We start from the raw sequence: 14645 nt of genomic DNA, 5'->3' as shown, positions 1-14645 counted from the left end.
ATAAATAGTGATAACGCGACTAAACATTTAACAGCAGGGCTTTTAGAACCTGCCGTTAAATGTTGTGGTTTCTGAATTATATTTTAGTCGGATCAATACAGCTTAACTCATATGCCGCAACCCCACCATTGGTTGCAAGGAAGTAAACTGTCATGGTAAATCCATCGGCTGATACCGGACCAACAGCGATTTCTCCCGTAATGTTCCAGTTTGGATCGGCGGATGTCAGTATATAATCATTATCGCCGCTGAATACCCTGAATGTCGAGTATGCCCCGCTGCTGCTTGATGTCCCTATTTTAGACGGATCTGTAATGTTGAAAATATTCATTGCACTGCTATAAGAACTTGCATCAACAACTGCCGCGTATTTGGCATTATTAAATTCAAAGTACGTAAGTGCAGGAGTAGCATCTCGCTTTGCAGGCAGATAGTTTGCACTGAAAGAGGATACCAACGTATTGGTTGATCCGTTCAGATAATCCATGAAAATTGGAAGATTAGAGCAAATAAAATAGTTCGATGTTGCTGTCGTACCTGTCGGAACCGCTTTAGCTACCCATCCCCAGGCTTTTGAATATACCAGAACTTCAGGATCGGGAGATACGATATTTCCGCCTTTTACTACCCATTTTAAGATACGGTTAGCGCCTCCGGCTCCTCCTCCGGAACCATCTGTTGTCGACATGATTACAGCATCCCCGTCAAGATCTCCATAAACTGATAATTTTCTACCATAAAAACTACTGTTTACACATGACCAATCGGTACTGCGTGCCAACAATTTGGGTGCAGAAGTCGCATTATCCCAGCGGAACAAGCATACATTTTCGCCTGCATACAGATTGTTAATCCCCACAATATGCCCTTTACTGTCATTGGCTACCGCGTAGAGTCCGTTCACGCCGGACACATTCAGATCTCCGGCATAATTTCCGGTCTTACGATCATAATATTTTGCAGAAGAACCACCGACCCACTCGTTTGAGCTTGGTAACACAATATAGTTTCCGCTTACAGCAATTGAAATCTGAGCATAGCTGTCGAATCCCATATCGCCGGCAGATTTGAACCATAGTTTCTTCGCCGAATAGAAGCCCTGATCAACTTTCACCGGAGTCCCCATTTTTACCGTATATACAGTTGATGTACCATCATCGGCTGTAACCGTATATTGTACCGGGTTGGTATAATCGTGAACCGTTGCCGGATCCGGAGAAATTTTTGCGTAATATGACAATTCAACGGTTGCCGTTTGCTTCGAAATATCTTCAGATGTATAAGGAATGACGACTGTATTATTGACCACAATTCCGCTTATACCTGACTCATTCAGCTTAAACGATTTAATTTCCTTGCTACTGCTTCTTTTGCGTACGGCCGTAATGGTATACTCCTTAACGTCTCCATTCTGGGCTTTCAATTGAAAAGTTTTAGGTGAGGTGAGATTTACCAGACCAAAGGAAGGAGTCATTATGGCATTGTTAGGCAAAGTAGCCGTCACAAACAGGCTATCCAACTTCGTCTCTATTTTGCTACCTTCCGGATAATACCAGGGAATTTCAACGGTCAGTTTTGAATCGTAAGGTTCTCCTGTGGTTGCTGTAAACCCTCCGGTTCCATTAGCAAACGTTACGTACAAAGAGGTCATTGAATTTTTATCGCTCTTTGTCTTAAACATGGGATCTATATCTGCACATCCGTTAAGCAGGATCAATAATAGCGCAAATAACGGAAATATTATTTTTTTGTTCATAATATACTTTATTTAGATGTCGGTTCCGACACATTGCAGACTGACTTAATCTGCAATGTATCTAAAGCCGGACAATAGATTTCACTATTCAATTACCATCCGGTTATTTGTTCACACAACGGATTGTTCGTTAATTCCGAAGAAGGGATCGGGAATGCGTAGAACTTTGACGGGAACTGACGAGGAGCATCATCACAGGTAATATAATCGTATGTATAGCTTCCTCCACCATTGTCAGTAGTTTTGAGGCCGTGCACATAGAGGCCTGTCAAAGTACTTACTGCATCTTTCCATCTGCGCAAATCCCAGTAGCGGTGACCTTCACAAGCAAGTTCAAGCTTACGTTCCTTTTTAATCTGATCAAGGAGAGTAGTTCCTGACAAATTTAAGGATGGTAATCCTACCCTGTTTCTTACCTTGTTTATGGCACCGTTTGCATCGTCTGTTTTGGTCAAATGATATGCCGCCTCTGCAAAATTGAGATATACTTCTGCCAAACGGATTTCAACCAAAGGTTGCGAACTCTTTACATTAATCAGATCTGTATGGGTTTCATCCACATATTTTCTCAAATAATACCCTGTAACAGAAGCTCCTTTATTGCTACCTGCTGCCGGTGGATAGGCTACCCAACCGTCTTTTCCACCTTCGAAAGGTTCAATTGTTCTACCTTTCCACGATGAACCCGGATAAAGCACCGTTGCCTGAAAACGTGGTTCGAGACTTGCCCAGGGAGGAGTAGTTGTTACGTTTGCTGAATGCCATGCCGACCAGTCAACAGTTCCACCACCGGCATACTCATACGATTCCACCAGTTCCTGTGTAGGCTGAATGTCGCCACCGAAACCGGCATTATCACCACCGGGACTGGCAATAAAATCAAAATTGTGTGTTAACTTCGGATAGCTGTAACGGTATTCAAGAACAGCTTCTTTATTACCATCTCCAAAATAGGATCCAAATGCCTTAGCATACGAACTGTTGAGAGCGTATGTACCATCAGCAACCATTGCCTGCACTTTATTGGCAGCATCATAAGCTTCCTGCCAGCGTTCAGCATAAAGCATTGCCCTTGATTTCATGGCATAGGCAGCTCCTTTGGTAACACGTCCTGCATCGGTACTTTCCCATACTTGTGGCAAGTTAGTTGCTGCATAGTCAAGATCGGCTGCCACATAATCCCAGCAAGCACTGGCTGAGCTGCGTGCATGATTTTTTTCGGTTGTCAGTTGATCCATCAGAATTACACTGCCATGATTACGCATCAACAGGAAGTAAAGATATCCTCTGAAAAAACGGGCTTCTGCTTTCAGACGGGTCTTAATATTTACTTCAAATTTAGCAGTATTGTCTATGCCATTAATAAGCTGATTAATCAGACGAATATAAGTATAAGCATCTCCCCAGATACTCAGCGAGTTTTGATCCGGAGTAATCAAACTTGGAGTTGTGGCATATAAATTTGCCACGGCTCCATTGGAGCCGATGGTACTACCAGCACATTTCTCGATATCGGATAACCCGTCAACATACATGCATCCGCCTAAAAAAGAGCTACCATTTATATCATTACTCAATAGTTTATAAGTAGTCCCAAATAAACCATAATTATTAATTATTGTATAAAAAGAGTTCATATAAAGCTTGGCATTTTTTTCGCTACTAAATGCCGTGCTTTCATTATACGAATCGGTAGATTCGGGGGTCAAAAAATCGTTACAACCGGTAAAACCAAGAGCTGCAACCGTAAAAAAGAGACAGATAAAATATTTTTTCATAACAATAATCTCCTATCATTAAAATTTAACGGAAGCCCCTATACTATAGGTTTTCTGTTGTGGATAATAACCATTGCTCACATTGGGCGCCTCCGGATCGAGGTATTTGAATGCCGATACTGTAAAGAGGTTGGTTCCTGCCAGATAAATACGGGCATCAAATTTCAGCTTTTTCGTAATTGATTTTGGCAATGTATAACCGATCTGCATATTCTTAAGACGCGCATACGATCCGTCAACAATCCATAAGGTAGATGCCCAGTTATTTTCTGCTCTCCATTGATTATCGAGTCTTGGATATTTTCCGCTCGTATTGCTCGGAGACCATGCTCCTTCAATAAGATATCGGGGTGAATTTCCATTGTTGTAGAATGTACGGGTAAACTGAGTATCGTCCCATCCGATGCCATCATACCATCCCATAAGAGCATTGTCGCAGATGGCTGCACCTTGTATAAGGAAAGAAAAATCAAAATTTTTCCATGAAGATGTGAAGTTTAATCCAAAGTTAAGTTCGGGGGTACTACTACGACCGATGACTGTTTTGTCCTGATCATAAGTAATTTTTCCGTCTCCATTAATATCTTTATATTTTATATCTCCGGCTTTGGATGCACTTTGAGTCGGACTGGTAATCGCTTCGTTATCTGTTTTGAAGAGACCAAGCGCAATCAAACCGATCTTCGCTCCTATTGACTTTCCTACAAGACTTTCATATTCGGGTATTCCTGCCGATTCGTCAATATTGAGAATACGGTTATGCGCCCAACTAATATTTCCTCTTACCGAATAGTTGAATTCTCCAATTTTATGACGATGATTCAGTACCAGTTCAAATCCGCGGACATCCACTTTCCCCGAGTTAACGGTAGACGGATAATAGCCTCCGACTGAGGGTGGATAAGTAGAACTTACACTCGTAAGAATATTACTGGTAACTTTATAAAATCCGTCAAATTCGGCACTTATCAATCCGTTCCACAATTCAAGATCAAACCCTGCATTGAAAGTTCTCGAACGTTCCCAGGTAAGATCGGTGTTGGGCAACGACGAAGGATAAAGACCTTTCAATGGTGTACTTCCTCCGAAATAAACCACTGGATCGGTGTACAATTTATAACTTTGCAAATATGGATACGAACTATTTGCCTGGTCGTTACCCAAGGTTCCGTATGAAGCCCTGATTTTCAAATTTGTGATCGGCGTTTTCCAGTTTTTAAAGAAGTTTTCTTCGGTCACACGCCACGCCAGCGAACCGGAAGGGAACACTCCATAACGATGGCTCGGGGCAAAATTTGTAGAAGCATCTACACGGGTAGAAACTTCCGCAATATATTTATTATCGAATGTATAGTTGAAACGTCCTACCCAACCGGCACGGTTAATAATGGTAGTTCCACTGGTAGGCATATGAGGGTTCTTGCTGGCATATGTAAATTCAGCAAGATCGGTAATATCATACCCCTGTGCCGACGCCCCCAAATAAGTAGATTTATAGGCAGATTGTTCCGCGACCAAAAGAGCATTGAATGAGTGTTTCTTAATATTGCGAACAAAAGATGCAAATTCCTGCAGAGTCCAGCGTGTTGTCTGATAATAAGCTTCGGTAAGAATCGCATCCGAGCCATAGGGTGATGTGATTGTGGTCAGGGTCGTTGTTGAACTCGAAGGGTTTGTATAATACAAATTATACGGTGTATAATACGATTTTGTATCCGTATAGGCTTTATCATAACTACCCACAACTTTAAAGGATAGCCCTTTCAGGAAGGGAGCATCATATTTCAGTGTCAGACTCGATTGTAATCCCGACTTATTAGCATTGTCGTATCCAGATAAATCTCTTGCTGCAAGAGGGTTGTTTCCTGTATTCAGTGACGATGTAAGATATTTTCCATCAGGCGACTGAGCATTCAGGTAAGGCGCTGCTGTAATAATCTGGTTCATTAAGTTGCTCGAAACAGTATTTCCGTTCGCATCAAAATTAGAGATCTGTGGAGCAGTTTTAGTCGACATAAAGCCACTAATATCTAAAGACAATGTAAAGTCTTTTGTTACAGATGCATCCAAATTCGAACGCAGGTTATAGCGGTCATAATCAACACCTTTCACAATACCCTTTTGGTTCAGGTAACCTAACGCCGCAAAATATTTCACGTTACTATTTCCTCCTTCCAGAGTAACATTATGGTGCATGGTAGGAGCTACAGACTTGAGCATTAGCTTGGTCCAGTTGGTATTGCCGTAAATACCGTCAGGATCTCCGTTGGTCACTTTTTGCACGACCGCGTCGGAGAAAGTGTGAGAACGACCGTTAATTTCATCTGCATAATTCCACCATTTCACGTATTCTTCTCCGTTCAAATACTCCGGCATTCTGGTAGAAGTACTCAACGTATATGATGTCGTATAAGTAACGGTCGGCTTGTTTTCCAATCCTCTTCTGGTGGTTACCAGAATAACCCCGTTTGCTCCACGAACACCATAAACTGCAGCTGCAGCTGCATCTTTCAGGATAGTTACATTTTCAATTTCAGCCGGGTCAAGGTTACCAAATGAACGCTCAACTCCATCGACCAAAACCAAGGGAGAAGCACTTTGGCTTTGTGTGGTACCGATGCCCCTCACATACATTGTCACTTCGTCATTTCCAGGTTCACCTGATTCCTGACGGGTAACAAGACCTGATAATTTACCCACTAAAGCCTGCGAAATATTGGGCAATGGAGCCCTCAAAATTTCATCCGATTTAACCGCTGACACTGACCCCGTAACTGATAGTTTCTTTTGAGTGCCATACCCAACCACAACCACTTCATCAATGGTTTGTGACGCTTCGGTAAGCGATACCGAAATCGGGCCATTTCCCGAAACTTTAATCTCTTTCGTAGCAAATCCCATAAAAGAGACAACCAAAATCGAACCTTCTTTTGCGTTAAGAGCAAATTTTCCGTTCACATCCGTAATGGTCCCATTATTGGCACCTTTTACCCTGATACCTGCTCCAATCACAGGCTCACCTTTACTGTCTGTAACAACTCCGGTTACCTTATGAGGCACCTGTTGTTCTCCGGTACTATTACCTCCCGATTGTGCATACGCTGTATTTACGAAGCATAAGCAACCCGTTATCAGCACAAGTGCCAACAACTTTTTTCGCAGACATAACATCCCCACCACATGCAATTTCTTGCTCCTGTTCAAAATCACTTTCATGTCTTACAAAATTTACTGTTTTAGATACTATCGCTCAACCCGGAAGAATCGTTGATACAAAAAACGCATACAACTTTCCTCCAATTCTCAATCTTTTAATTCAAAAACAATACGAAAAACAATCAAAAGCAACCCCATAAGTCGCTAAAAATCAAAACGAATCAATCTTTATTCCAGAGGCGTTCGATTTCTTCAAGTGATTTGCCGGCAGTTTCCGGAACCAACCGCCAGACAATCAACATGTAAGGAACGCACATAGCAGCAAAAAGGAAGAATGTTCCGGCCGGAGTCAGATGCTGTAGCATCCACGGGGTAAGCTGACCAATCAGATAAGTACCGATCCACAGAGAGAAACCTGCGATCGACATTGCCACACCCCGTACCGATGTCGGATACATTTCGGATAACAATACCCATATAACAGCGCAAATTGAAACTGCGCAGAAGAAAATATAACTAAGGAAGAATATAAGGAGTGCAACACTTGTGACTCCCATAGCTTTGCCTCCGACAAAATAAAACCCTATTAGCAAAAGAGAAATAACCATGCCGGAAACTCCGTAATATACCAGTTTTTTACGCCCGACTTTATCGATAATCGCCAAAGCCAAAACTGTAGTGAGCATATTGACCAGACCAACCAACACCTGATAGAACAAGGAATCCCCATTGGACAGGCCACTGTCGGTAAAAATGGTTGGACCGTAATACAACACCGCATTTACCCCCATGAATTGTCCAAGTATTGCGATGGCAACACCAATCAGCAATGCCTTAAAGTATCCGGGCTTAAAAAGCAATCGCCAATCGGTTTGCCCATCGCTGGCCAGTTGTTCGCGTACTGCGTTGGCCTGTTGAGTGGCTTCAGTGCCACTACTATAGATTCTGGTTAGTATGCTCAACGCTTTCTCATCGCGCTGACTAACAAGAAGCCAACGCGGACTTTCCGGGATAAAAAAGATTACTATAAAAAACAACAGCGCCGGAAGGGATTCCATCCCCAACATGCCTCTCCATTCCTCAACCACAAAGACTTTTGAAATGAGACCATTCCCCTGCACTACACCACTTCCGGCCAGTTGTAATAATTGATAATTCACAAGATAAGCTCCTAAAAAACCAACAGTTATAGCAAGCTGATACAAAGACACTAATCGTCCGCGATAACTTGTTATGGCAACTTCAGAGATATACAACGGTGATATGATTGACACAACCCCAATGCCAATTCCACCCACAATACGGTAAAACACCAGCTGGTCAAAACTTCCAGAAAGGGCACATCCGATACCGGAAGCAGAAAACAAAACAGCTGATAGTATCATGGTTTTCTTTCGCCCGAATTTGTCGCTCAGGACTCCGGCTACGGCAACTCCCATAATGGAACCTATCAAAGCACAACCCACAAACCATCCCTGTTGAATGGTATCGAGCTGAAACTGACGGGTTACCTGATCAATTGTGCCTGAGATGACAGCAGTATCGTATCCGAAAAGAAATCCGCCAAGTGCTGCTACAAATGACAGGAAAATTACATAACCAATATTCTGAGTTGCCTGTTTTGACATAAATCTTGCTGATTAATAAAAATTTATCTGATATTGAAATATTCTTTATAACGTTCATACAAGTGTCCGGCCTGTATGTAGGCCGACTGAGGACTCATGAAATGCGAGAACTCGAAAGTAATGCCTTTGTCATAACCTGCCCGCTTGGCGGCTTCTAGTTTCAGACGTAACTTGTCGAATTTGATCGGAAAGAAACGGATAGGCATGTCACGGTCGAATGTTTCGGCATTAGTCCAGCATTTCATGCCGTATTTATCTGCCAGCTTCTTATTTACAGAGAAGAATGCATCCAGCTCATCATAATCGATATGGCCGTCCTGAAAAGCACAAGCATCAACAACATCGTGAATTCCGTCGAAAATTTCGCCCCATTCTTTTTCATGCTCCTGCACCGACACGGCATTTGTCTTGGTTATGTCTCCGGAAGCTGCCTCAACAGCTTTTTTCCCGTCAATCCAGGGAGAAATAAACGTAGGCAAACCGTTGGAAACATCCTTACATTGTTTTCCCATGGCATGAAAAGCTCCGATTGCTCCTTTCGTTTTCCGGCTGATTTCGCCACTGATATACCATCCGCCAAAACTCTTATATTTGCTTCCGTAATTTTGCCACACCTCATCGATAACGTACTTGTTATCTTCTATTTCCCATGACAAATCACCTGTATCCCAGTATTTACCGGAATCATACAGACCGAAATAGAATTTCATGCCGTATTTCTGAGCCAGACGCAAGTACATATCAAGTAAATCGACTGACGGCATGTAACATCCTTTCTTCAAAAGGTATTTCGACGGGAAAGTTATGAACTTACGGTAACCGGAACGAATCATAATCACTGTATCGATGCCGATTGCTTTCATATGCTGAAAGTCACGATCCCATTCTTTTTCACCCCAGTTTTGATGGGGAATATCGTGCGAAATCTCATCCAGAAAAGTACCAGTAATGCGCAGGCCATTTTCTTTTGGAACAATAAGTTTACTGCTTACACCTTCCGCCAAGTGATGCTTCGATGCCGACCCAGAACCGGATTCGGAATTCATACTGTTGCCCACCACTGGAAAGGCCAATGCGGCAGCGCCGGCAACAGAGGCTTTCTTCAAAAAATTACGACGACTGTTATCTCCCATTTTTGCTACGTTTAGAGTGATTTTTCTTTATTTAATACTAACAATGCGGTATTTGCGGGAAGATTATTTGATGTGGTTTTCCTTTTGCGCTTTATCAAGTTCTTCAAGTGTTTTCCAGCATTGATAAAGACCGCGCGGAACATGAAAACATCCTTTCCACTTACCACCTTTCAATGGTAACAGCACCTTGCCTTGCCGGTTTAGGTAACCGAACCACTCAGGATATTCAGGGTCTTTGAAATGACTCCAGGTGTATTCGTGAACCTTTTCAAACCATTCAAGACATTTTTGCGATCCGGTCAACTGATACCCTTTCAACATGGAAATCATAGTTTCGATATGCACCCACCACAATTTCTGATCCCATTCCAACTGTTGTGTCGGATGCCCTTTGCGATCCATAAAATAGAAAATGCCGCCATCACGTTCATCCCAACCATATTCAATCATCTTCACTGCGATATCGGCGGCTTTTTCTATTAAATCAGGTCTCTTTAGTCGTTTACCCAGGTCCATAATAAACCACATGGCTTCTATGGCATGTCCCGGGTTAAGTACCCTACCTTCAAACGAATCGGACAATTCTTCTGTATCTGCGGTCACATTTTCAACGATTAAGCCCAACTCCGGCCTGTAAAACACATCCATCACTTCGTGTATACAGGTGTCAATCGTGGTCTTCATAAAATCTTCGTCCAGCAAATGCTCTATTTCCAGCGCAAGATTACAGAGAATCATCGGTAAAGCAAAATTTTTCAGGTTTCTCGTACCCGGATATGCTTTGTTCCATTGTCCTTTCGGATTATCGACCTTGGAAAGTATTATATCAAATGTTTTTTTCGCTATTTCGGCATATTCTTCATTGCCCGTTGCCTTGCTCAACTGACCGAAAGCCATCGTGGCAAAGGTGTAGGAAAAAATATTATATGGTTCAATCAATGGTTTTCCTTCACGGGTCAAGGAAAAGTACCAGTTCAAATTGCCATCGTGACCGTATTTTTTCAAGAACTCACCACCCTGACGTGCACATTCCAACCACTCGGGATTCCGGTCTACATTATTGTACATCAGTGAAAAAAGCCACACCTGACGTCCCTGAAGCCAAATAAATTTGTCGGTATCAAACACATTTCCTTCACGGTCAAGACATGTATAATATCCACCACACTGCAAATCCTGCGATTTGCTCAACCAAAACGGAAGCACATTTTCCAACAATTCTTTTTTATACTGTTGGGATAATGCTCCAAAATCATCAATACTCATTGTTATATAATTTTAATCTATTGAACAGATCGCATTAGAGATCCGATCAATGTATTTAGATTTCAAGTCAACTATTATTCCTTTACAGACAAAATCAAAAACAATCTTATTTTAAAAACTGATAATGATTTTCCTCAACCCTCAATTATAAACAGCTAATTTTTCGTATTTAGACGCCATATTTTACAAATCAAACAGACAATTCATCTAAATAGTACGGAATTTTTCCACAAAAAGGCAACAATAGTCCATTTTTTAATTCAAACCAGTTTATTTTTGAAATTATATTTATTAATGGCACAAATATATGTAAATATTTTTATTTTCACACCTCCTCACTCCTTAATTTGTTTTTAATAATATATTTTAACACACAAAACCTTCACCACACACCCACAAAGATTCTTTTCCAACTCATTTTCTGATATTTAAATAGTTTTCACCAAGAACTAATATTTAATCACAATAATTATTCTCTCATTTACGCCTGATAATTTATTTCTTGTATCTTTGCAACAGAAGCGTTCAGAACGGCGGATTTATTAAAAAATAAGCGGAACTACATGCTAATTATACTATCTCCTTCAAAAACAATCAATTTTCATACCCCTGCCCCACCATTCGAGACAACATGGCCGCTTTTTGCATCTAAAGCCAACAAAATCATTACTTCACTCCGCCATTTTTCGGCCGAAGATATTGCCCAACGTGAGCGTGTAAGCCTGAAAATTGCTTTTGCCACCCGCGAGTATTTCCATTCTTTTTCCACAACTCAACACGTGGGAAAGCCCGCCTTGTTTGCCTATACCGGGAATGTATTCGACAAGCTGAATCCGTCTACTTTCAGCAAGGATGATATAACCTATACACAGGAACACCTCCGTATTTTTTCAGCCCTTTACGGCGTACTTCGCCCGATGGACATCATTCAACCTTATCGTTTGGACATGAATTCCAAACTTATTGATGGCCTTTATGACACCTGGCAAGAACCGACGACAAAAGAAATTTCCAAATTGCTCAAAGCTGACGATAACATCCTGATCAATTTAGCTTCGGCTGAATATTTCAAAATGCTGAATCTAAAACAGTTGCCTGCACACTGCAAAATAATAACGCCCGTTTTCAAACAGGAGCACAACGGCAAGTATACGGTCAACAGTCTTTTTGCTAAGCAAGCTCGCGGATGGATGTCGCGCTTTATTATCGAAAACAGGATAAGCAATCCCGAACATTTGCAGGGATTTACCGAAGGAGGTTATTATTTCCGGCCCGAACTATCGAACAATAAGGAATGGATATTTACCCGATAATCAACACCATTAAATAACACAAATAACGATGAAAGAGTTTGACGTTCTGATAATAGGAGGCGGCCCTTCGGGTGCGATGACAGGTATAGAACTTCAAAAACGGGGATTCAACACCTGCATCATTGACAAGGCTTCGTTTCCGAGAGAGAAGTTGTGCGGAGGCGGATTGACGCAAAAAACGATGGATCTTTTGGCCACCCATTGTCCTGAAATAGACCCAAAAGAGTACGCCATCGGACAGACCCAACTGGTGGATTTCTATCATAGGACTACACGGATCACCCACACAAAAATAGACGACCCCTGCTTCTTTACAGACCGAAAATTGCTGGATACATCATTAATCAGCCTCTACAAAGTAAAAGGAGGAACTTTGATTGAGAATTGCCGGATTAATTCCAAAGACATTAATTTCAACGAGAACAAAGTAACAACAGGTAGTGAAGTCTTTCAATATCGTTATCTGGTAGGTGCTTGTGGATGTTCAACCCTCTTTACAAAGCCTTTCAACATTAAAAGAAACGATTTTTTCTGTCTTGAAACCCGCATTCCGAAAGAGCAGCCAAACGACGAACCCTGCCGGATTTATTTCGGGGCAATAAAGATTGGCTATGGGTGGTATTTCCCCAAAAACGACCATGATGTGCTTGGCATTGGGGGAGAAAACAACGAAAAGCAAATACCGGCTCAAGCTGAAGCCTTTTTCAGAGAAGCAACATCTAAACCCCGCCTTCCGTCAAAAGGTGCTTTCATCCCGTCGGGAAAAAAGATCAATGCTTTAACCGTACAGCCCAATGTGATATTAGTTGGTGATACTGCCGGATTCATCGACCCTATTACCGGCGAAGGCATTTACTACGCTCTGCTATCGGGAATTTATGCTGCTGAATCTATCGAACAATCGGCAAAAAACAAAGCCAATCAACTCATTGCTATTTACAGTGCAAAATGCAGAGCAATAAAACAAAACATGAAATGGGGGTTCCTTTTTGTCAGGCTTTTATACTCCGACAAGGTAATGGCGTATTTCATAAAAGCATTACAGATTCATCCCCGCTTTGTCAAATATTATCTTGACGAAGTAATGTCATCGTACCGGCAAAACTACAAAAACTTCATTTGGCACTATTTCACCAAAGTAAGAAACAAGGTTGCTCAATAACAGTAAAACAATAAAGGCGCTCCTGAAATGGAACGCCTTCATTGCTTAAAAAAACTACTATCAACCTATTATTAATAAATTCTCTCTCCGAGAGCAATTTTCAGTTTCAAAAGACTAACTGTGTAGTCAATACGTGATTTCATCACAGACAAGCGACTCTCTGCCAACGAAGTGGAACTATCAAGCAAATCGAGATTGGTGATTACCCCGGCTGTATAATTGGTATCAGCCAACTTGTATGCCTGCTGAGCCTGCTGCAGTTGCAATTCTGTCTGTGCAATTTTTTTCAGAGCAGCATCAACGTTGGCACGACTCTCAACCACTTCATTCACAATATTTCGGCGGGCAAGTTCGGTATCCTGATCTACTCCGCGCAAATCCGTTTGAACCTGCTGGCGATTATACTTAGATCTGTTTGCATCGAAAATCGGGAGCTTAAAGCTGACGCCTACGGTATAATTTGCCTTAGGATCTCCCAACTCAGGAATATATCCGTTTTTGTAGCCGCCCATAGCAAACAGGTTTAGCACCGGATTATTTTGTACATTCACCATTTTGAGACGTGTATCCACCATCATACTGCGTTGACGTGCGATTCTCAGTTCATCACGTTGGCCCAGAGCTTTAACACTCAAAGCATCTGCACTTTCAAGAATTTCGGGAGCGTGAACATCCTTCTTCAGCAATACATTCGATTGCTGCGATTCTCCCAGATAAGAGTTCAACTGACATTGTAACACTTTCAGATTCGTCTCCAAGTCTGTTTTTTGATTTTCAATATTAGAAATTCTTACTTTAGTCGTAAGTATTTCATATTGAGTGGCTGAGCCGGTAGCCGCTTTCTTTTCCACAAAGGCTAAATGTTCCTTAAGAGTCTTAAGCTCCTCGTTTTTAATACTTATTGCTTCCTGCAAATAAACAATGGAATAATAATTTCCAATCAATGAAAGAGACAGCTTTTGTTTCAACTGCTCCAACGACAACTGAGAAAGAACTTTTGCCTGATTTTCGAATGCAACATTCTTTTCCGTTTTGCCAAAATCATAAATTTGCTGATTCACATTCAGCGATGCCGAATAGTTGTCGGCCGGATACAGCTGGAAAGTTCCCAAACCAGGCAACACAAACTTTGATGTCGGCCCGATATGCGAATAAGAAGATGAAATATCAATGTTCGGATAATAAGCCGACTTTGCCAGACCGATTTTAGCATTGGCGGCTTCTATTTCAAGTTCCGCTTTCTTCACCGAAGGATAATTACCGATTACTTTGGTAATCACACCAGCCAAAGACAGTGAGTCCATCTGCGACTGAGCTACTTGATTCTGAGCTGGCAAAGCCACTGGCAATCCACAAGCCAAAATCATTATGTATTTAAAAATATGCTTCATACGTCAATATATTAGAATTTATATCGAATAGATTTGTACTATTTTATTCCGACCTCTCCTCC

The 14645-nt window shown here is 41.7% G+C and carries 9 protein-coding genes; 2 read left to right on the top strand and 7 right to left on the bottom strand.

Annotated features, from left to right (window positions below; all coding sequences use genetic code 11):
• Positions 1-76: 76 nt before the first annotated feature.
• From F8N35_RS14330 to F8N35_RS14305, 6 genes are all read right to left on the bottom strand, one after another.
• Entirely contained in the window at positions 77-1756 is a 1680-nt protein-coding gene (locus F8N35_RS14330) for a DUF5018 domain-containing protein (RefSeq protein WP_293054468.1), read from the bottom strand.
• Between the two features lie 92 nt (positions 1757-1848).
• Positions 1849-3534, bottom strand: a complete 1686-nt coding sequence (locus tag F8N35_RS14325; RefSeq protein WP_293054465.1) for a RagB/SusD family nutrient uptake outer membrane protein — start codon at positions 3532-3534, stop codon at positions 1849-1851.
• Positions 3535-3552: 18 nt separating this feature from the next.
• Complete coding sequence (locus F8N35_RS14320) at positions 3553-6750, bottom strand: TonB-dependent receptor (RefSeq protein ID WP_293054463.1); 3198 nt, start codon at positions 6748-6750, stop codon at positions 3553-3555.
• Positions 6751-6911: 161 nt separating this feature from the next.
• Positions 6912-8318, bottom strand: a complete 1407-nt coding sequence (locus tag F8N35_RS14315) for a sugar porter family MFS transporter (protein ID WP_293054460.1) — start codon at positions 8316-8318, stop codon at positions 6912-6914.
• Positions 8319-8341: 23 nt separating this feature from the next.
• Positions 8342-9451, bottom strand: a complete 1110-nt coding sequence (locus F8N35_RS14310) for a DUF4434 domain-containing protein (protein ID WP_293054457.1) — start codon at positions 9449-9451, stop codon at positions 8342-8344.
• A 63-nt stretch (positions 9452-9514) separates the two neighbouring features.
• Positions 9515-10717 carry an AGE family epimerase/isomerase gene (locus F8N35_RS14305; RefSeq protein ID WP_293054455.1) on the bottom strand — a complete coding sequence of 401 codons (1203 nt, stop codon included), beginning with the start codon at positions 10715-10717 and terminating at the stop codon, positions 9515-9517.
• Positions 10718-11280: 563 nt separating this feature from the next.
• Here F8N35_RS14305 and F8N35_RS14300 point away from each other — a divergent pair.
• A complete protein-coding gene (locus tag F8N35_RS14300) occupies positions 11281-12030 on the top strand; it encodes a YaaA family protein (RefSeq protein ID WP_293054452.1) in 750 nt (249 codons plus the stop codon).
• Positions 12031-12058: 28 nt separating this feature from the next.
• The gene (locus tag F8N35_RS14295; RefSeq protein ID WP_293054449.1) at positions 12059-13192 is read left to right on the top strand and encodes a geranylgeranyl reductase family protein; all 1134 of its coding nucleotides are present in this window, start codon (positions 12059-12061) and stop codon (positions 13190-13192) included.
• Positions 13193-13263: 71 nt separating this feature from the next.
• Here F8N35_RS14295 and F8N35_RS14290 read toward each other — a convergent pair whose 3' ends face one another.
• The gene (locus F8N35_RS14290) at positions 13264-14583 is read right to left on the bottom strand and encodes a TolC family protein (RefSeq protein ID WP_293054447.1); all 1320 of its coding nucleotides are present in this window, start codon (positions 14581-14583) and stop codon (positions 13264-13266) included.
• Between the last annotated feature and the right edge of the window lie 62 nt (positions 14584-14645).

It is taken from the genome of Paludibacter sp. (assembly GCF_009712605.1).
GTDB lineage: Bacteria > Bacteroidota > Bacteroidia > Bacteroidales > Paludibacteraceae > Microbacter.
The sequence above is the reverse complement of the archived record's forward strand: the minus strand, read 5'-3'. Positions and strand labels throughout refer to the sequence as shown.